At 71.0% G+C, this 18,428-nt stretch carries 15 protein-coding genes and 2 pseudogenes; 7 read left to right on the top strand and 10 right to left on the bottom strand.

The annotated features are described in order from the left end of the window. Positions 1-122 precede the first annotated feature (122 nt). The 3 genes and pseudogenes from StrepF001_RS34010 to StrepF001_RS34000 form a co-directional block, all read right to left on the bottom strand. Positions 123-1,579 (bottom strand): annotated as a pseudogene (locus StrepF001_RS34010) (ABC transporter permease). 178 nt (positions 1,580-1,757) lie between these two features. After that, complete coding sequence (locus tag StrepF001_RS34005; RefSeq protein WP_206307016.1) at positions 1,758-3,023, bottom strand: Ig-like domain-containing protein; 1,266 nt, start codon at positions 3,021-3,023, stop codon at positions 1,758-1,760. A gap of 207 nt (positions 3,024-3,230) precedes the next feature. Continuing rightward, on the bottom strand, positions 3,231-3,575 hold the full coding sequence (locus tag StrepF001_RS34000; protein WP_129802026.1) for a hypothetical protein: 345 nt from the start codon (positions 3,573-3,575) through the stop codon (positions 3,231-3,233). A gap of 110 nt (positions 3,576-3,685) precedes the next feature. Between StrepF001_RS34000 and StrepF001_RS33995 the strand changes: the two genes are divergently transcribed. Both StrepF001_RS33995 and StrepF001_RS33990 read left to right on the top strand, forming a co-directional pair. Then, the gene (locus StrepF001_RS33995) at positions 3,686-3,997 is read left to right on the top strand and encodes a hypothetical protein (RefSeq protein ID WP_206307015.1); all 312 of its coding nucleotides are present in this window, start codon (positions 3,686-3,688) and stop codon (positions 3,995-3,997) included. A 55-nt stretch (positions 3,998-4,052) separates the two neighbouring features. Next, positions 4,053-4,823 carry a hypothetical protein gene (locus tag StrepF001_RS33990; RefSeq protein ID WP_129802025.1) on the top strand — a complete coding sequence of 257 codons (771 nt, stop codon included), beginning with the start codon at positions 4,053-4,055 and terminating at the stop codon, positions 4,821-4,823. A 44-nt stretch (positions 4,824-4,867) separates the two neighbouring features. Here StrepF001_RS33990 and hutH read toward each other — a convergent pair whose 3' ends face one another. From hutH to StrepF001_RS33960, 5 genes and pseudogenes are all read right to left on the bottom strand, one after another. Next, a complete protein-coding gene (hutH, locus tag StrepF001_RS33985; RefSeq protein ID WP_129802083.1) occupies positions 4,868-6,406 on the bottom strand; it encodes a histidine ammonia-lyase in 1,539 nt (512 codons plus the stop codon). Positions 6,407-6,502: 96 nt separating this feature from the next. Further along, a complete protein-coding gene (locus StrepF001_RS33980) occupies positions 6,503-7,645 on the bottom strand; it encodes a GGDEF domain-containing protein (RefSeq protein ID WP_129802024.1) in 1,143 nt (380 codons plus the stop codon). A 270-nt stretch (positions 7,646-7,915) separates the two neighbouring features. Beyond that, positions 7,916-8,711 (bottom strand): annotated as a pseudogene (locus tag StrepF001_RS33975) (enoyl-CoA hydratase-related protein). Positions 8,712-9,550: 839 nt separating this feature from the next. Continuing rightward, positions 9,551-10,711, bottom strand: a complete 1,161-nt coding sequence (locus tag StrepF001_RS33965) for an adenylate/guanylate cyclase domain-containing protein (protein WP_129802023.1) — start codon at positions 10,709-10,711, stop codon at positions 9,551-9,553. Positions 10,712-10,840: 129 nt separating this feature from the next. Next, on the bottom strand, positions 10,841-11,707 hold the full coding sequence (locus StrepF001_RS33960; RefSeq protein WP_129802022.1) for a biotin--[acetyl-CoA-carboxylase] ligase: 867 nt from the start codon (positions 11,705-11,707) through the stop codon (positions 10,841-10,843). A 110-nt stretch (positions 11,708-11,817) separates the two neighbouring features. On the opposite strand from StrepF001_RS33960, the gene StrepF001_RS33955 reads away from it, so the two are divergent. The 4 genes from StrepF001_RS33955 (at position 11,818) to StrepF001_RS33940 (ending at position 14,552) form a co-directional block, all read left to right on the top strand. Then, positions 11,818-13,410 (top strand): acyl-CoA carboxylase subunit beta, encoded by a 1,593-nt coding sequence (locus StrepF001_RS33955; RefSeq protein ID WP_129802021.1) that lies wholly within the window; start codon positions 11,818-11,820, stop codon positions 13,408-13,410. Between the two features lie 15 nt (positions 13,411-13,425). After that, entirely contained in the window at positions 13,426-13,635 is a 210-nt protein-coding gene (locus StrepF001_RS33950) for an acyl-CoA carboxylase epsilon subunit (protein WP_129802020.1), read from the top strand. Positions 13,636-13,771: 136 nt separating this feature from the next. After that, the gene (locus StrepF001_RS49705; protein ID WP_129802019.1) at positions 13,772-13,900 is read left to right on the top strand and encodes a hypothetical protein; all 129 of its coding nucleotides are present in this window, start codon (positions 13,772-13,774) and stop codon (positions 13,898-13,900) included. A gap of 31 nt (positions 13,901-13,931) precedes the next feature. After that, the gene (locus StrepF001_RS33940; protein ID WP_129802018.1) at positions 13,932-14,552 is read left to right on the top strand and encodes a nucleoside triphosphate pyrophosphatase; all 621 of its coding nucleotides are present in this window, start codon (positions 13,932-13,934) and stop codon (positions 14,550-14,552) included. On the opposite strand, the gene StrepF001_RS33935 is transcribed toward StrepF001_RS33940, so the two are convergent. Beyond that, positions 14,521-14,982: a hypothetical protein gene (locus StrepF001_RS33935; protein ID WP_240797797.1), complete on the bottom strand. Its 462-nt coding sequence runs from the start codon at positions 14,980-14,982 to the stop codon at positions 14,521-14,523. The two genes, StrepF001_RS33940 and StrepF001_RS33935, sit on opposite strands and share 32 nt — an antisense overlap. 406 nt (positions 14,983-15,388) lie before the next feature. Between StrepF001_RS33935 and StrepF001_RS33930 the strand changes: the two genes are divergently transcribed. Then, positions 15,389-17,161 (top strand): biotin carboxylase N-terminal domain-containing protein, encoded by a 1,773-nt coding sequence (locus StrepF001_RS33930; RefSeq protein WP_129802016.1) that lies wholly within the window; start codon positions 15,389-15,391, stop codon positions 17,159-17,161. 152 nt (positions 17,162-17,313) lie between these two features. On the opposite strand, the gene StrepF001_RS33925 is transcribed toward StrepF001_RS33930, so the two are convergent. Beyond that, positions 17,314-18,282 (bottom strand): DeoR/GlpR family DNA-binding transcription regulator, encoded by a 969-nt coding sequence (locus tag StrepF001_RS33925; protein ID WP_129802015.1) that lies wholly within the window; start codon positions 18,280-18,282, stop codon positions 17,314-17,316. Between the last annotated feature and the right edge of the window lie 146 nt (positions 18,283-18,428).

The raw sequence follows: 18,428 nt of genomic DNA, 5'->3' as shown, positions 1-18,428 counted from the left end.
GACCCCCAGGGCGGCACGGGTGGGCGAGGGGGGTCCCCCCCCGCTCGAGCGAAGCCGAGTGTGGGGGAGGCACCCCGTGGCGCCGGGCTGCGCGACCCACCCCCAGCCACAGTTGGCGTCGGCTACTCAACCCGCCGCAACGCATCCGCCGGCCGCAACCGCGACGCCCGCCACCCCCGAACGCGCCGGCAATGAGCCCACCGGTGACGGCAAGCCCCACCGCAAGGGCAATCGTCGTGACACTGACAGGTGCCGTCAGGGCGACATCGAGCGTCCGGGACGCAGCCTCACGCGCAGGCCCGCCACCGAATCCCCCAGGACCACCGCCAGTCATGCCCCCACCCGCGGCACCAAGCTCCGCCTGCAACGTAGGACTGACCGCGGTGACGGCATACGCCCCGGCCAGCCCGACCGCGATACCGAGCGCACCGCCCACCAGACCGCTGACGACGGCCTCCCCGACCACCTGCCGGGTCACCCGCCCCGACCGCCAGCCCAGCGCCTTCAGCGTGCCGAACTCCCGCACCCGCCGGGACACCGCCGATGACGTCAGCAGCCCGGCCACCAGGAACGCCGCCGCGAGCACCACGACCGACAGCCATTTGCCCACGCTCGTCGCGAGATCGGACGCGGTGGACAGCGAGCCGGACACGGTCTCCGCAAGGTCCGCGGAGGTCGTCACGGTCGTACCGGAGATGTTCTTCTGGATCGCCGACTTGACGGCGTCGATCCGCTGCGAGTCGGTCGCCTTGACGTAGATCGTGGTGACCTTGTCCGCCGAGTCGCTGAGCGTCTGCGCCTGCTTCAGCGGGATGTAGAGGTTGGCCGCCGCGTCCCCGCTCTCCGGCGTGGCGATGCCGATGACCTCGTACTTGACGCCCTTGACGGTGACGGTGTCGCCGAGGGCGAGCTTCTTCTCCTTGGCGTAGGAGGCGTCGGCGACGACCACCTCGGCGTTGGTCTCGGACGCCTTGAAGATACGGCCACTGGTGATCTTCGAGGAGGTCAGCGGGCCGAGCTCGGGCTTGGTGACGTCGGTGCCGTAGACGGAGTAGCTGTTGACGTCGAAGTCGGCGCCGCCGCCCTGGACGCGGCCCTCGGGCTGCCCGGTGCCGCCGCCGGGGGCGCCGCCCGGCTGCTCGCCGCCGTCCTGCTGGAACTGACCGCGCGTGAACTGGCCGCTGACCTTGATGACCTGCAGGCTCAGTCCGCCGACGGCGTCCGACACACCGTCCTGCGCGCCGACCTTGCTCACGGTCGAGCTCGACAGCGTCTCGAAACCCTGGACCATCACCCGGTCGCTGCTCTGCTCCTCGTCGGAGTCGCCGTCCTGCGCGTCGAACCGGAAGCGTGGCCGCTGCGCCTGGCCCTCCTCCTGGGCGGCGGCCGCCTTGGTGACGGTCATGTCGGTACCGAGCCCGTACAGGGACTGCAGGACCTTGTCCTGGGCCTTGCCCATGCCGGAGGAGACGGAGCTGACCACGATGACCAGCGCGATACCGAGCGCCAGTCCGGAGGCGACGACGAGGGCCGCCTTTCTGCGGCGGCGCAGTTCGCGCCTCAGATAGGTGAAGAACATGCGCCGCAAGTTAGGGACGCACCGTGATGGCGGCATAAGGCCGGCATAAGAGAAGGATGAGAAGGCTGTGTCCGGTCCTTGGAACCGGCCCGTAAGCCCTAGGAACGGGCCTCTGAAGCCTGTGAAAACACGAATGCCGCCTCCAAGGGGCGGCATTCGCGGCGTATCAGAGGGCGCGTCAGATGGCGGAGCCCGCCTTCCACTGCGCCCAGTCCATGTTCCAGCCGTTCAGACCGTTGTCCGGCGCGATCGTCTTGTCGCCGGTGTTCTGGACGACCACGACGTCACCGACGATCGAGTTGTTGTAGAACCAGGCGCCTTCGGTCTTCGGGTCGTTGGCACCCTTGGTGTCGTTCAGACCGACACACCCGTGGCTGGTGTTGACGCTGCCGAAGACGGAGTCGGCGCCCCAGTAGTTGCCGTGGATGAAGGTGCCGGACGTGGACAGGCGCATGGCGTGCGGGACGTCCTTGATGTCGTACTCGCCCTTGCCGTCGTCGTCGGTGAAGCCGACCGTCGCGCCGTTCATCCGGGTCTCCTTGAACTTCTCGGAGATCACCATCTGGCCCTCGTACGTCTTGTTCTCGGGCGAGCCGGCGGAGATCGGGATGGTCTTGACGACCTTGCCGTCCTGCGTGACCTTCATCTGCTTGGTGTTCGCGTCGACGTAGGAGACCTGGTTGCGGCCGATGGTGAAGGTGACCGTCTTCTGCTGGACGCCGTAGACACCCTCGGCGCCCTCGACGCCGTCGAGCGCCAGCTTCAGCGTGACGGTGGAGCCTTCCTTCCAGTAGTCCTCGGGCCGGAAGTCGAGCCGGTTGGCGTTGAACCAGTGGCCGACGACCTCCTGGCCGCTGCTGGTGGAGACGGTGATGCCCTTCTGGACGTCCACCTTGTTGGTGATCGCCTTGTCGAAGTTGATCGACACGGGCATGCCCACACCGACGGTGGCGCCGTCGTCCGGCGTGAAGTTGCCTATGAAGCTGTTGTCCGGCGAGACCGTGGTGAAGGAGGCGTTCTCGTGGGCCTCCCGGCCCTCGGAGTCCTGCGCGGTCGCCGCGACCTTGTACGTGGTGGAGCGCTCCAGCTGGACGGTGGGCTTCCAGCTCTTCTTGTCGGCGGATATCTCGCCCTCGACGGCGGTGCCGTCGGACGTGGTCATCGTCACCTCGGTGAGCGTGCCTTTGCTCACGGTGACGGCGGCGGAGTTGTTGATGGAGGCGTTGGCCGAGCCGTCCTTCGGCGTGATCTCGATCTGGGCCTGGGAGCTCTTCTGGGCTGCTGCCTCGTCGACCTGGGCCTGCGAGGTGTCGTTGCCGCTGTCGCTTCCGGAGGCCTCGTTGCCGCCGGAACACGCCGAGAGCACCAGCACACTGCCGAGCAGTGCGGACGCGGCCCTCAGGCCCTTGCGCCGCTTACTGTCCGTTATCACACGCTTCTCCATCGTTGCCGATTCCCCGAAAACCCCGAGAGTCCCCGTTAAGAACTTTCAACGCTACGACCGGTTCGTCCCGTTCCACATGCCTTGCTTGTGTGGGGCACACCACGTTTTCGATGAGCGGGTGGTGCAGGTGTCGGTCTGTGCGCCCCTTGAGACGAGAAAACCCCAGGCGGCGGTTGCCGCCCGGGGTCACGATTTCCCCAAGTCGCGTCAGCCGACCCGCTCTCCGTCTTCCTGGTCGTCGACATCATCCTCGGCAAGGTCCCATTCCGGCGAGTCCGGGTCGTAGTCGACCTGCTCACTGCTCCAGGAGGCCTGCTGGAGCTCAATCCCCGGCACCTCCCTGACCAGGTCGAACGGGTCCACAAGGTAGGCGAGGGCCTCCGCAGTGTCTTGCGTCACAGCGCTCTGCGCGTGCGCCCGTTCCTCGGCCGGCATGTCCGCGTCGCCGGAAATCCGCCGCAGCGCCGCCTGCGTCACGGCGTCGTTGTCGTCGACCTCAAGGACGAGTTCCACGCGAACCCGTACAAAACGTGATGCCTCTGGAGTGCTCATACCTCGGAGAGTACGACCCGTGGCCCCCGTGACTTTCCCGTGACCCGCGCCTTTCACTAACATCGCCCCACACGGCCAATTCGCCAGCATCACAAGGGGATCGATATTCCGTGTCATCCGCTCGTCGTCCGTTGCTGACCGCCACCGCCGCGGGCACCCTGCTCGGCGCCCTGTGGTTCGTTCCCTCCGCGAACGCGACCGCGGACGGCCCTGCGCAGGAGCAGCCCACGGTGACGCAGACGACGCAGGCCAGAGCGGCGGCAACGACCACCGACACGACCGGCGTTCAGACCGACGGCACCCGGCTCGCCGACACCGGCAGCTTCGACAGCACCCCGTACGTCGTCGGCGGCACGCTCTGTCTGACACTGGGCGCCGGGTTTGTGGTGTATTCGGTGCGCCGGGAACGACTTGGGTTCTGAAAGGTTCGGAAAATCCGGCTTGACGTGTCCTTGACCTGAGCCTCATAGTCCGCCCATGAAGAGATCATCGAGGGCGCGCACAGGCGCCACGGTCGCCGTGAGCGTGCTGTCGCTCGCCCTCATCACCGGATGTGGCGGGGGGTCGGACAGTTCCGACGACTCCAAGGACACGGAGTCCTCCTCCTCGCCGACTCAGGCCGCCAAGGCGCTCAGCGCGGCCGAGCTGGAGAAACTGCTGCTCGCTCAGGACGAGGTCAAGGGCTACAAGGTCGCCTCCGGCGACGACACCCTCCCGAAGTCCAAGACCGCGGTGAAGACCGACAAGGCCGAGTGCGACCCGCTCTCCTGGGCCACGGCCGGTCTCGCCCCGGGTGACACGGACGCGAACGCCAGCAACACCGTCGCGGAGGACAAGGCGTCGGCCGCCACCGCGCAGCCGGAGGACATCGCGGACGCCTTCAACGTCGCCATGACGTTCGTGGGCCTGTCCTCGTACGAGGGCGACGGTGCCGAGAAGGCCATGAAGGCCGTTTCCGACGGCGTGTCGGCCTGTGCCGGCGGCTACAGCCTCACGGCCGACGCCGAGAAGACGAAGGTCACCAAGGTCGCCGCGGCGCAGGGCTCCGGAGGCGGTGACGAGTCGGTGGCGTTCGCCCAGGACGTCGACATGGACGGCGAGGGCACGGCCACCTTCCACACCGAGGTGGTGCGCAAGGGCAACACCATCGCCACGTTCTACACGGTGAACCTCGCCGCGCTCGGCACCGGCGAGGCGGCCGAGATCCCGGCGGCCGTGGTCGAGGCGCAGGTCGCCAAGCTCAAGTGATCTCCGGGGCCCTGCCGGTCGTACGGCAGGGCCCCTCAACCGTCCTACTGGAGCGGTCCGGTGACCGTCTCCACCGCCGCCAGCAGCCGCCCGTCCCGCACGAACGCGTCCGCCGCCGCGAGGTCGGGCGCCAGGAACCGGTCGGGACCGGGACCTTCGACCCCCGCCGCCCGTACGGCGTCGATGACGGCCTGGGACGCGGGCGCCGGGGTCAGGCCCTCGCGCAGTTCGATCGCGCGCGTGGCGGCGTACAGCTCGATGGCGACGACCCGCGTGAGGTTGTCGACGGCCGTACGCAGCTTGCGCGCCGCCGACCAGCCCATGGAGACATGGTCCTCCTGCATCGCGGAGGACGGTATCGAGTCCGCGGACGCCGGTACGGCGAGCCGCTTCATCTCGCTCACCAGCGCGGCCTGCGTGTACTGGGCGATCATGAGCCCGCTGTCCACCCCGGCGTCGTCGGCGAGGAACGGCGGCAGACCGTGGCTGCGGTTCTTGTCCAGCAGCCGGTCGGTGCGCCGCTCGGCGATGGAGGCGAGGTCGGCGGCGGCGATGGCGAGGAAGTCGAGGACGTAGGCGACCGGGGCGCCGTGGAAGTTGCCGTTGGATTCAACGCGCCCGTCGGGGAGTACGACGGGATTGTCGACGGCCGAGGCCAGTTCGCGCTCGGCGACCAGGCGGGCGTGCGCGATCGTGTCCCGTCCGGCGCCGGCCACCTGCGGAGCACAGCGCACGGAGTAGGCGTCCTGGACGCGGGGAGCGTCGCCCTGGTGATGGCCGGTCAGGCCCGAACCCTTCAGTACGGCCAGCATGTTGGCGGCGCTGGCGGCCTGGCCGGGGTGCGGGCGGATGGCGTGCAGCTCGGGAGCGAGGACCCGGTCGGTGCCGAGCAGGGCCTCCAGCGACAGGGCCGCGGTGACGTCGGCGGACGTGTAGAGGGTGTCCAGGTCGGCGAGGGCCATCAGCAGCATGCCGAGCATGCCGTCGGTGCCGTTGAGGAGGGCGAGGCCTTCCTTCTCGCGCAGCTCGACGGGCTCGATGCCGTGCGCGGCGAGGAGTTCACCGGCGGGGCGTACGGTCCCGTCGGGTCCTTCGGCCTCCCCCTCCCCCATCAGCGTCAGGGCGCAGTGGGACAGCGGGGCGAGGTCGCCGGAGCAGCCGAGGGAGCCGTACTCGTGCACGACCGGGGTGATACCGGCGTTGAGGACGTCGGCCATGGTCTGCGCCACCTCGGGCCGTACGCCGGTGTGTCCCGAGCAGACGGTCTTCAGCCGCAGGAACATCAGGGCCCGTACGACCTCCCGCTCCACCCGCGGCCCCATGCCGGCGGCGTGCGAGCGGACGATGTTGCGCTGGAGCTGGGTGCGCAGTTCCTGGCCGATGTGCCGGGTCGCGAGGGCGCCGAAGCCGGTGGAGACGCCGTAGACCGGCTCGGGCTTGGCCGCCAGCGCGTCCACGATCCCGCGGGCCGCGGTGAGCGCGGCCACCGCCTCGCCGGAGAGCTCGACCCGGGCGCCGGCGCGCGCCACGGCGAGGACGTCGGACGCGGTGACGCCGGATGTCCCCACCACCACAGTGTGCATATCCATATTCAGGAGCGTACGCAGTGAATTCGAAGATGTCACGGGTGGGTGCACGATGCGGCCCTTACCGCTGTTGCCGCCGAGGTACGGCGTTGCTCACCGGCGGCCACGGAAGCGGCGCCGCTCCGGGGTGTGCTCGTCGGTCGGTGCGTCGGCGAGGCGCACCACCGGGTCCTCGGGCCCCTCGCGCCCGGCGACGACCGCCCGGACGGCGCGCACCCCCTTGGCCTGGTACTGGGCGGCGTCGGCGAGCCGGAACAGCCGACGGGCGGAGCGCACCGGCCCGACCGGATCCTGGGTGGAGGCGACCCCGCAGGCGACACCGTCGCCCAGCTCCAACTCGGCGGCCCGGCGGCACAGTTCGTCGGCCACCTTCACCACGTCGTCGGCGGGCGGCCCGACCGCGAGCAGACAGAACTCGTCGCCCCCGAGCCGGGCCGCGAGCGCGCCGGGAAGCATGGCCCCGCACAGCGACAGCACGGAGCCGAACCGTTCCAGGAGCCGGTCGCCGACCGCGTGCCCCCGGGTGTCATTGACCCGCTTGAGCCCGTTGACGTCGCAGACGACCAGGCTGACGACGACGCCCTCCCGGCGGTGCCGTTCGATCGCCTCGTCCAGGCGCATGTCGACGGCACGACGGTTGGCGAGCCCGGTCAGAGAGTCGGTGAAGGCCAGCCGCCTGACCTCCTCCAGCCGCTCGGTCTGTGCGATCCCGGCGGCCACCACGGCGGCCAGGACGGTGGCGAAATCGGCGTCGCCCCGGTCGAAGACGGGGGCACCGACCGGTCGCGCGACATACAGCTCGCCCCACGCCCGGCCGTGCAGGACGACCGGCGCGACGACGCAGCTGCTGCGGCCGCGGCGACGCAGGGCAGCGACCCGCTGGTGACAGTAACCGGCGCGGCCCGCCGTCGACCCCTCCGCGGTCTCGACCCAGGCGTCGGGCTCGCCGCCCCCGGCCCACCGCTCGTGCAGGAACTCCGTGATCTCGGCGAACTGGTGCACCGGGTAGGCCTCGTCCTCCGGGAACTCCTCCTCGTCCGGCGCCCGCTCCCCCACGTTGACCAGGACCCGAAGACACCCGAGGTCCCGCTCCCACACCGACAGCGCGGCAAAGCTCGCGTCCAGCGCCCGGCACGCACCGAGCGCGGCGGCCCGCCACGACTCGCGCGGGGTGTGCGCCGCGGCCATCCCCTGCGCCAGCGCCACGACGGCCGCGAGGCGATTGTCCTCACCCATCACTCCAGGCTAGGGAGGTTTATGGGGAAGCGGGAGGTTTGCGGGGCGGTGGGGTGACCGGTTTCCCACGTCAGCCCGCGGGCAGTCGTGCGTCCCGACGTGGCCCGCGGGCAGTCGTGCCTCCCTCAGTGCCTTGAGGGCCTGGGGGGACCCCCAGGGACGGCACGGGTGGGCGCTGGGTCCCCCCTCTGGGGGAGGCACCCCGTCAGCGCCGGGCTGCGCAACCCACCCCGCTCCCACCGCAACGCCGGTCACCGGCCAACGCCGGACTCACTCCCCCGGCCACTGCGGCTTCCGCTCTCGTTGAACGCCGCCACCCCCTCCGCCCGATCCCCGGAAAACGCCACCGACCGCCACGCCGCGTCCTCGACCTCCAGCCCGGCCCGCAGATCCAGCCCATGCCCCACCCGCAACGCCGCTTCGCAGCCCGCCCGACCGGCGAGTTCCCGGCGATCCGGGACGCCAGCGCCAGCGCCTCCTCCCGGTCCCGCCCCTCGTCCACCAGAACGTCCACCAGCCCCAGCTCCCGCGCCTCGGCCGCCTCGACGCGCCGCGCGGTGAAGATCAGCTCGGCCGCCCGCGCGGCCCCCACCCGCCGGGGCAGCAACTGCGTGCCGCCGCCACCCGGAATCACGCCCACGGACACCTCCGGCAGCCCGACGACGGCCGTGCGGTCGGCCACGATCACGTCGCACGACAGCGCCAGCTCGAAGCCGCCGCCGAGCGCGAAGCCGTGCACCGCCGCGACCGTCGGCACCGGCAGCTCGAGCACTCCGGTGTACGCACCACGCGCAACCGGACGCTGCCGCACCAGCTCGGCGTCGCTCAGGGAGTTGCGCTCCTTGAGGTCGGCGCCTACGCAGAACGCCCGCTCATGCGTCGACGTCAGAACGACGACGCGTACGTCCCGGTCGTCGCCCAGCGCCGCGCACGCCGCGGCGACGGACCGCGCCATCTCGGTCGAGACGGCGTTCATGGCCTTGGGCCGGTCGAGGGCCAGCTCCGCGACATGCCCCTGTTCGTGCCGGCGCACCAGCACGAACTCCCCGAACCGTTCCTCGCTCACGACACCCTCCCGGTTAACGACGGTTAACAGCGCTCGCCCCGATCATCGCAGCCGCGCCCCTCCGGGGAAAGAGCGGGCGGCCACGGCCCGACACCCGTTCGAGTGACATCCGGGCGACTCCCGCCCCAGCCCCTGCGGGAGCGCATAGCGTGCCCACCGCCGGGCTCATCGGGGGCGCATCGGGGGCGCAACGGCACCGGGGAGGAACCGCCATGACGACCGACACGACGACGCACACCTCGGCGAGCAACAACCCGGTCGGCGCCGACCCGCACGGCGAGGACCCGGACGTCCGGCAGCAGAGCGCGGGCGGGCGGGGCCGGCACCGGCGTCCGCGCCCCCGTAAGGTCCTGTTCGCCGTCGGCGGGCTTGCGCTGGCCGCCGGTGCGCTGAGCCTCGTACGGATGACGTCGGAGTCCGGCGGCGACGGCCTCGGCACCGCACAGGCGGCTCCCGGCCGGGAGCCGGTGACCGGCTCGGACCGGGCGACGACCGCGGCCGCCACCGTCTCGGCCGCCCCGGACACCGGCCCCTCGACCGGCGTTCCCCTCGGCGGGGCCGATGCGACGCCGAGCACCGGCACGGGACCGGCTCCGCTCCTGTCCGCCACCGCCTCGCCGCCGCCCCCGGCCACCCCGCCCGTGGCTGAGGCCACGTCACCTCGTCCCCGCCCGGCAGCACGGAACCGTCCGGCCATCGCCGCCGAGCTCCGCCCGCAGCCCGCCCGACACACCACACCCCGCCCAGCAGCCCGTCCCGGCACCGCAGCCGGACCAGCCCGGACTGTGCGTACCGATCATCGGCCTGTGCGTGGATGCGCTGAACGACTGAGCAGGGACCTACGACGCCCCGTCCCGCCGGGTGAGCAGCCATGGCTCGACCACGCCGAGGCCACGCACCGGACGCTGCCACATCGGCTGGAGCGCGAAGCGGTACGTCGGCGGCTCCTCACCCTCCTTCTCCGCGGCGGCCACGGCCTCGGCGGCCTCCGCCTCGGAAGCGGGAGCCTCACCGGTGCGGATCAGTTCCTCCGCGAACGCGCTGTCGACCAGGACGGCGTCACGCGGAGCTATCGACGTCAGCCGGGAGGCCAGGTTCACCGTCGTACCGAAGACATCGCCCATCCGGGTGGTCACCGTGCCGAACGCTATGCCGACGCGCAGCTCCGGCATCGTCTCGTCGTTCGCCAGGGTCTCGATGAGCCGCAGCGCGATCTCGGCGGCGACGCCCGCGTCGTCGGCGGCGTAGAGCACCTCGTCGCCGAGGGTCTTGATGAGCCGCCCGCCGCGCGCGGCGACCAGGTCGGCGGACGTGGTCTCGAAGGCCTCGACGAGTTCGCCGAGTTCCTCCTCCTCCATACGGCGGGTCAGTCGCGTGAACCCGACGAGGTCCGCGAAGCCGACGGCAAGGCGGCGGTCGACCATCTCCTCGTCGTCCCCGGTCTGGATGACGCGGCCGGCCGAGGCGGCGAGCTGGCGCCGCCAGACGTAGACGAGGAACTCCTCCAGCTCGGGCAGGAGCAGCTCGATGATCGGGTACGTCACCTCGGTGCGGGTCATGCCGGGCTCGGGCGGCTCGGTCAGGCCCTCGAGGAAGGAGTCCATCTGCCACTCCGCCAGCCGGGCGGTGGTCTGTCCGGTGGAGCGGGCCACCTGCACGGCCATCGCCTCGCTCAGCAGCCCGGCCTCGACGAGACCGGCCAGCCGGCGCAGCGCGAGGACGTCCGCCTCGGTGAGCGCCTTGGCCTGCCCGATGTCGGCGAAGCCCATCGCCCGCCAGAAGCGGGACGCCAGTTCCATGGAGACGCCGGCGCTGCGAGCCGCCTGGAAAGGGGTGTAGCGCCGCTCGGCGCCGAGGATGAGCTGTTCCAGGCGCAGGGCGAGCGGATCCTCGCCGGAGTCGCCGGCATGGAGGTCCCCCCGCTCGAGCGAAGCCGAGAGTGGGGGCTGATCCCCTCGGCCGTGCGCGCCCGTGCCGGAGCCCGTGTCGTCGACGGTCACGCCTGCTGCCCTTCCGATCTGCCGCGGTCAGGTATCGACCGGCCCCAACTTTACGTCAGCTGTGGGCCAGCTCACTCTTCGCGGGCTTGCGCGGCCTCTCCGTACTCCCCGGGCCGCACACCGGCGAACTCACGCCCGCCTCAAGTGGACGATGTCCCCGGCCCCCACCGGCTCCCGCACTCCCTCCTCCGTCGCCAGCACCAGCCGCCCGTCGCCGTCCACCGCAACCGCCTCTCCGGTGATCGACCGATCCCCCGGCAGTTCGGCACGCACCGCCCTTCCCAGCGTCGCGCACCCGGCCGCGTACGTCTCCTGCAGACCACAGGCCGCCGCATCGCCCCCGGCGGCCCGCCACCGTCCGTACCAGTCCTCCAGCGACCGCAGTACGGCCCTGAGCAGCGGATCCCGGTCCGTGCTCACCGCCCCGGCCAGCGCCAGCGAGCCCGCGGTCGGTACCGGCAGCTCCGCCTCGCGCAGGGTCACGTTGATGCCGACGCCGATGACCACGCCGTCGTCGCCCGCCCGTTCCGCGAGGATGCCGCCGGCTTTGCGCTCCTCGCCGCCGACGGTCACCAGGAGGTCGTTGGGCCACTTGAGTGCCGTGTCGACGCCTGCCGACCGGGACAGCCCCGTCGCCACGGCGACGCCGGTGAGCAGCGGCAGCCAGCCCCAGCGGGCCACCGGGATCCCGGCCGGGCGCAGCAGCACGGAGAAGAACAGGCCGGAGCGGGCCGGCGCCGTCCACTGGCGGTCCAGCCGGCCCCGCGCGGCGGTCTGCTCCTCGGCGACCAGCACCGCCCCCTCCCCGGCCGTGCCCTCGACGGCACGGGCGACCAGGTCGGTGTTGGTGGAGCCGGTGCGCTGCACCACGTCCACCTCCGACCACAGGCCGCCCTCCCGCACCAGGGCGCGGCGCAGGGCCGCAGCGTTGAGGGGTGGCCGCTCCAGGTCGGACCACCGGCTGTTGTTCGGCTCTGCAGCATCGTGCGGCTTCATACAAGCCACCCTAGGTGTGGTAAACGCCGCACTGCCGATCTGTGGGCCCCGCACTACGCTACGGATGAGTAACCGTCCCCCCTTTTGAGCAGGCAGGGAGCCGCATCCCGATGTCCGAGCCGGAAGAGATCGACATTCACACCACCGCCGGGAAGCTCGCGGATCTCCAGCGCCGCATCCACGAGGCGACCCACGCCGGTTCGGAACGAGCCGTCGAAAAGCAGCACGCCAAGGGCAAGCTGACGGCCCGTGAGCGGATCGAGCTGCTGCTCGACGAGGAGTCCTTCGTCGAGCTGGACGAGTTCGCCCGCCACCGCTCCACCAACTTCGGGCTGGAGAAGAACCGCCCGTACGGGGACGGTGTCGTCACCGGGTACGGGACCGTCGACGGGCGCCCGGTCGCCGTGTTCTCGCAGGACTTCACCGTGTTCGGCGGTGCGCTGGGCGAGGTCTACGGGCAGAAGATCGTCAAGGTGATGGACTTCGCGCTGAAGACCGGCTGCCCGGTCATCGGCATCAACGACTCCGGCGGCGCCCGCATCCAGGAGGGCGTCGCCTCGCTGGGCGCGTACGGCGAGATCTTCCGCCGCAACACCCATGCCTCCGGCGTCATCCCGCAGATCAGCCTGGTCGTCGGCCCGTGTGCAGGCGGCGCGGTCTACTCCCCGGCGATCACCGATTTCACCGTCATGGTCGACCAGACCTCGCACATGTTCATCACCGGCCCGGACGTCATCAAGACCGTGACCGGCGAGGACGTCGGCTTCGAGGAGCTGGGCGGCGCCCGCACCCACAACTCCGCCTCCGGCGTGGCCCACCACATGGCCGGGGACGAGAAGGACGCCATCGAGTACGTCAAGCAGCTGCTGAGCTACCTGCCGTCCAACAACCTCACCGAACCGCCCGCGTTCCCGGAGGAGGCGGACCTCACCGTCACGGACGAGGACCGCGAGCTGGATGTGCTCGTCCCGGACAGCGCGAACCAGCCGTACGACATGCACACGGTGCTCGAACACGTCCTGGACGACGCCGAGTTCTTCGAGACGCAGCCGCTGTTCGCGCCGAACATCGTCACCGGCTTCGGCCGTGTCGAGGGCCGCCCGGTCGGCATCGTCGCCAACCAGCCGATGCAGTTCGCCGGCTGCCTGGACATCAAGGCCAGCGAGAAGGCGGCCCGCTTCGTGCGCACCTGTGACGCCTTCAACGTGCCGGTGATCACCTTCGTCGACGTCCCCGGCTTCCTGCCCGGCGTCGACCAGGAGCACGACGGCATCATCCGCCGCGGCGCCAAGCTGATCTACGCCTACGCCGAGGCGACCGTCCCGCTCATCACGGTCATCACCCGCAAGGCCTTCGGCGGCGCCTACGACGTCATGGGCTCCAAGCACCTGGGCGCCGACCTCAACCTCGCCTGGCCGACCGCCCAGATCGCCGTGATGGGCGCCCAGGGCGCGGTCAACATCCTGCACCGCCGCACCATCGCCGAGGCGGAGGACTCAGGAGAAGGGGAGGCCACCCGGGCGCGGCTCATGCAGGAGTACGAGGACACCCTCCTCAACCCCTACATCGCCGCCGAGCGGGGCTACATCGACGCGGTGATCATGCCGTCCGACACCCGGAGCCACATCGTGCGCGGCCTGCGTCAGCTGCGCACCAAGCGGGAATCCCTGCCTCCGAAGAAGCACGGCAACATCCCCCTCTAGGCCCTGGGAGCAGAGATGACGATCAAGGTCGTACGGGGCAATCCGACCCCTGAGGAGCTTGCCGCCGCCCTGGCGGTGGTCCGAGCCCGCGCCGCGGCGGCATCCACCGTGCCGCCCGGCGCGCCCGGCCCGAGGGACTCCTGGTCGGACCCGGCAAGGATCGCAGCACACCACCTGCCGCAGCCCGGGCCCACGGCATGGACCCGCACTTACTGGCCGGGCTGACCGCAGCCGGCCTGAGGGGCGCGGAGCCGCATCACTGTGCGGCTCCGCCGCGTGGGCGCGCGGTACGGCAACCCCGGGCGCCAACTTGAGTACGCGTACTCAGGCGCCCGGCCCGGCCCGGCCACACGCTGGTGACATGCTGTGGTCCGATCCGGAGAACGAGCCGCCCGAGGAACTGCGTGAGACGCAGGAGATGGTGCGGCGGCTGGGCGTTCTCGTGGCGCTGGCCATGGTGCTCGTGATGATCGTGATCGGGCTGGGATGAGCCGCCGTGGCGACGCCGTTACGCTGACCGCATGACTGATCAGCCGCGCCGCCGACTCGTCCTCGCCTCCCAGTCCCCCGCCCGGCTCGGACTGCTGCGCCAGGCCGGACTCGACCCCGAGGTCATCGTGAGCGGCGTCGACGAGGACGCGGTCACCGCGCCGACCCCCGCCGAGCTGGCGCTCGCCCTCGCCGAGGCGAAGTCCTCCGTGGTGGCCGCCAAGCCCGAGGTCAAGGGCGCCCTCGTGATCGGCTGCGACTCGGTGCTCGAGCTGGACGGGCAGGCCCTGGGCAAGCCCGCGGACGCCGAGGAGGCCACCGCACGCTGGAAGGCGATGCGCGGCCGGGCCGGGACGCTCCAGACCGGCCACTGCATCTACGACACGCTCAGCGGGCGGTACGTCTCCGCCATCGCCTCCACCGTCGTCCACTTCGGCGACCCCACCGACGAGGAGATCGCCGCGTACGTCGCCTCCGGCGAGCCCCTCTACGTCGCCGGGGCCTTCACCCTCGACGGCCGCTCGGCCCCGTTCATCGACGGCATCGACGGCGACCACGGCAACGTGATCGGCATCAGCTTGCCGCTGGTCCGCCGGCTGCTGGCCGAACTGGGCGTCGGGATCACGGAGTTGTGGGCGCAGGCGGAGGGGTGACCGGGGAGCCGTCGTCCCCCTTGCCACCCTCGGGCGCGGCGTCGGCCGGCTCCGCCCGGGCGTCGTACGTCATGAGCAGCAGCACGACGAGCCCGAGCACGACCATCATGAACAGGAACGCCGTCGGGCCCACCAGCCCCCATGTGAACGCGCCCAGCAGACCGTGCACCACGGCGGCGCTGATCAGCAGGACCCGGCCGAGCCCGGCGGGGGCGCGGTCGCGCCGGGCGACCAGGAGCGCGACCAGGCCGCACAGGGCGAAGTAGAGACCGAAGACGATCCCGCCGATCTTCGAGGACACGGACATCATGTCCGGGTCGAGTCCCGCCAGGGACATGTCCTGCCGGTCGACCACGACCCCCAGGAACCAGTTCAGTGCCGCTACGCCGAGCGCCTCCACGAAGAGCACGACCGCCACGATCCACGCCACCGGCCTGCGCACCACCGGTCCCCACCCACTTCCCGAGCCGTCGAGCTGTCGAGCGTCATCCGATCAGTACTGCTGTTACCCCAAGTACGTTCGAGCCGTCATGAACGCTACTAACGGGTAAACCCCGGGACAAGGGTTCTGCGGAGAGCAAAGATGCGTTGGGCCATTCGTAGGGACTCGACAAAGAAACGGAGTGGGGCGCAGCACGCTCTCACAGAGACCTTGACCACATTGGAGGGCTAGGGTTTTCCGGAGGAATCCTGGGTACCGCCGTGCCACAAGGGATTTCGCGGGTCGAGCGAGCCTCGAATCACGCTCCGTGTGGGCAAGCTCACCATTGGGGACGGGTCGAAGTGCCGTGTCGGCAGTCCCTAAACTCGGCTTGTTTCAAGGAGGGAGCCTCATCGTGCGCAAGGTGCTCATCGCCAACCGTGGCGAAATCGCTGTCCGCGTTGCCCGGGCCTGCCGGGACGCCGGTATCGCGAGCGTGGCCGTCTACGCCGACCCGGACCGGGACGCTCTGCATGTCCGTGCCGCGGATGAGGCGTTCGCCCTGGGCGGTGACACCCCGGGCACCAGTTACCTCGACATCGAGAAGGTCCTCAAGGCCGCTCGGGAGTCCGGTGCGGACGCCATCCACCCGGGCTACGGCTTTCTCTCCGAGAACGCCGAGTTCGCGCAGGCGGTCCTGGACGCGGGCCTGATCTGGATCGGCCCGCCGCCGCAGGCGATCCGGGACCTGGGCGACAAGGTCGCCGCCCGGCACATCGCCCAGCGCGCCGGGGCCCCGCTGGTCGCCGGCACGCCGGACCCGGTGTCCGGCGCCGACGAGGTCGTCGCGTTCGCCGAGGAGAACGGCCTGCCGATCGCGATCAAGGCCGCCTTCGGTGGCGGTGGCCGCGGTCTGAAGGTCGCGCGGACCCTCGAAGAGGTGCCCGAACTGTACGACTCCGCCGTGCGTGAGGCGGTGGCCGCGTTCGGGCGCGGGGAGTGCTTCGTCGAGCGCTACCTGGACAAGCCCCGGCACGTGGAGACGCAGTGCCTGGCCGACCAGCACGGCAACGTGGTCGTGGTGTCGACCCGTGACTGCTCGCTGCAGCGGCGGCACCAGAAGCTGGTCGAGGAGGCCCCGGCGCCGTTCCTGTCGGACCAGCAGGTCGCCGAGCTGTACCGGGCGTCGAAGGCCATCCTCAAGGAGGCCGGGTACGTCGGCGCGGGCACCGTGGAGTTCCTCGTCGGCAATGACGGCACGATCTCCTTCCTGGAGGTCAACACCCGTCTCCAGGTCGAGCACCCGGTCACCGAGGAGGTCACCGGCATCGACCTCGTCCGCGAGATGTTCCGCATCGCCGACGGCGAGGAGCTCGGCTACGACGACCCCGTCATCCGCGGCCACTCCTTCGAGTTCCGCATCAACGGCGAGGACCCCGGCCGAGGCTTCCTGCCCGCCCCCGGCACGGTGACCACGTTCGCCCCGCCGTCGGGCCCCGGCGTGCGGCTGGACGCCGGTGTGGAGTCCGGCAGCGTGATCGGCCCGGCCTGGGACTCTCTGCTCGCCAAGCTGATCGTCACCGGTGCCACCCGTCGGCAGGCCCTGCAGCGGGCCGCCCGTGCGCTGGAGGAGTTCCAGGTGGAGGGCATGGCCACGGCCATCCCGTTCCACCGCGCGGTGGTCACGGACCCGGCGTTCGGCCCCGAACTCACCGGCTCCACCGAGCCGTTCACGATCCACACCCGGTGGATCGAGACCGAGTTCGTCAACGAGATCAAGCCCTTCACGGCCCCCGCCGTCGGGGAGGCGGAGGAGGAGCCGGGCCGCGAGACGGTCGTCGTCGAGGTCGGCGGCAAGCGGCTGGAGGTCTCCCTGCCGTCCTCTCTCGGCATGTCCCTGGCCCGCACCGGCCTCGCCGCCGGCGCCAAGCCCAAGCGCCGCGCCGCGAAGAAGTCCGGCCCCGTGGCCTCCGGCGACACCCTCGCCTCGCCCATGCAGGGCACCATCGTCAAGATCGCCGTCGAGGAGGGCCAGGAGGTCAAGGAAGGCGACCTGGTCGTCGTCCTGGAGGCGATGAAGATGGAGCAGCCCCTCAACGCCCACAAGTCCGGCACCATCAAGGGCCTGAGCGCGGAGGTCGGCGCGTCGGTCACGTCCGGCGCGGCGATCTGCGAGATCAAGGACTGACCCGGCTGACACCGGATCGGCGCGTCGACCAGGTGCGGCGCGTCGATCCGCGGACCGACACCGCTGACACCGGATCGGCGCGTCGATCTCGTCCGGCGCGGCGAACCGCGGATCTGAGGACACAGCCGCCGGCGGGCCTTCCCGCCGGCGGTTCAGCGTCGCCGTAGGTCCGCCACCCGCGCCCGGTCCGTCCCCGGTGTCTGGTCGCCCAGGACCGCGGCCGTGCGAAGGGTGGGGCCGCCCGGGACCTGGCCGCGGCGCGGGCCCGGGAGAGGTACGTCCCGGCGCTGCTGACGCGCCGGGGCGGCATCACCCCCCGCGCTTCCGTTTCCCGACGCGCCCGTCCCCGCCACGGCGATCTGGACGCCCTGGTCGGCCAGGGCCTGCAGCTCGGTGGCCGCGCGGTCGTCGTGCGGCGGGGGCTCGTCCGTCACCAGGCGGGTGATCACGTCGGTCGGGACCGTCTGGAACATCGTGTCCGTGCCGAGCTTGGTGTGGTCCGCGAGGACCACGACCTCCGCGGCGGCCTGGACGAGCGCGCGGTCGACGGACGCCGAGAGCATGTTGGACGTGGACAGACCGCGTTCGGCGGTCAGACCGCTCCCGGAGAGGAAGGCCCTCGACACCCGCAGCCCCTGGAGGGACTGCTCGGCGCCGGAGCCGACGAGGGCGTAGTTGGAACCGCGGAGTGTCCCACCCGTCATCACGACCTCCACCCGGTTGGCGTGGGCCAATGCCTGGGCCACCAGGAGGGAGTTGGTGACGACGGTCAGGCCGGGCACCCGCGCGAGCCGGCGGGCCAGCTCCTGCGTGGTCGTACCCGCCCCGACGACGATGGCCTCGCCCTCTTCGACCAGGCCCGCGGCGAGGTCGGCGATGGCCGTCTTCTCGGCGGTCGCGAGATGTGACTTCTGCGGAAAGCCGGACTCCCGCGTGAATCCGCCCGGCAGTACCGCACCGCCGTGCCGGCGGTCGAGGAGTCCTTCTGCCTCCAGTGCGCGCACGTCCCGCCGTACGGTCACTTCGGAGGTCTGGACGACGCGGGCGAGCTCACGGAGCGACACGGCTCCGTTGGCACGCACCATTTCGAGGATCAACTGGCGACGTTCTGCAGCGAACACGAAACTGACAGTAACCCCAACGACCGTCTGGTTTCAGCAGTTTGCGCCGAATAACAGAAGTTGTTCGCACACAGCAGCGGGAAGTGGTATAGGGGCGTACTCCCGTTGCCTATGCCGTCCGCATGGTCGGCAACTCCCCGTGACCA

Origin of the sequence: Streptomyces sp. F001 (assembly GCF_004187715.1) — a bacterium.
Classification (GTDB): domain Bacteria; phylum Actinomycetota; class Actinomycetes; order Streptomycetales; family Streptomycetaceae; genus Streptomyces; species Streptomyces flavusporus.
The sequence above is the reverse complement of the archived record's forward strand: the minus strand, read 5'-3'. Positions and strand labels throughout refer to the sequence as shown.

Coding starts and splice junctions, on each gene's coding strand:
- StrepF001_RS34005 (WP_206307016.1), bottom strand. CDS start 3,023: ATGGAGAAGCGTGTGATAACGGACAGTAAGCGGCGCAAGGGCCTGAGG.
- StrepF001_RS33960 (WP_129802022.1), bottom strand. CDS start 11,707: ATGAAGCCGCACGATGCTGCAGAGCCGAACAACAGCCGGTGGTCCGAC.
- StrepF001_RS33950 (WP_129802020.1), top strand. CDS start 13,426: ATGACGATCAAGGTCGTACGGGGCAATCCGACCCCTGAGGAGCTTGCC.
- StrepF001_RS33980 (WP_129802024.1), bottom strand. CDS start 7,645: ATGGGTGAGGACAATCGCCTCGCGGCCGTCGTGGCGCTGGCGCAGGGG.
- StrepF001_RS33990 (WP_129802025.1), top strand. CDS start 4,053: ATGAAGAGATCATCGAGGGCGCGCACAGGCGCCACGGTCGCCGTGAGC.
- StrepF001_RS49705 (WP_129802019.1), top strand. CDS start 13,772: ATGCTGTGGTCCGATCCGGAGAACGAGCCGCCCGAGGAACTGCGTGAG.
- StrepF001_RS33940 (WP_129802018.1), top strand. CDS start 13,932: ATGACTGATCAGCCGCGCCGCCGACTCGTCCTCGCCTCCCAGTCCCCC.
- hutH (WP_129802083.1), bottom strand. CDS start 6,406: ATGCACACTGTGGTGGTGGGGACATCCGGCGTCACCGCGTCCGACGTC.
- StrepF001_RS34000 (WP_129802026.1), bottom strand. CDS start 3,575: ATGAGCACTCCAGAGGCATCACGTTTTGTACGGGTTCGCGTGGAACTC.
- StrepF001_RS33955 (WP_129802021.1), top strand. CDS start 11,818: ATGTCCGAGCCGGAAGAGATCGACATTCACACCACCGCCGGGAAGCTC.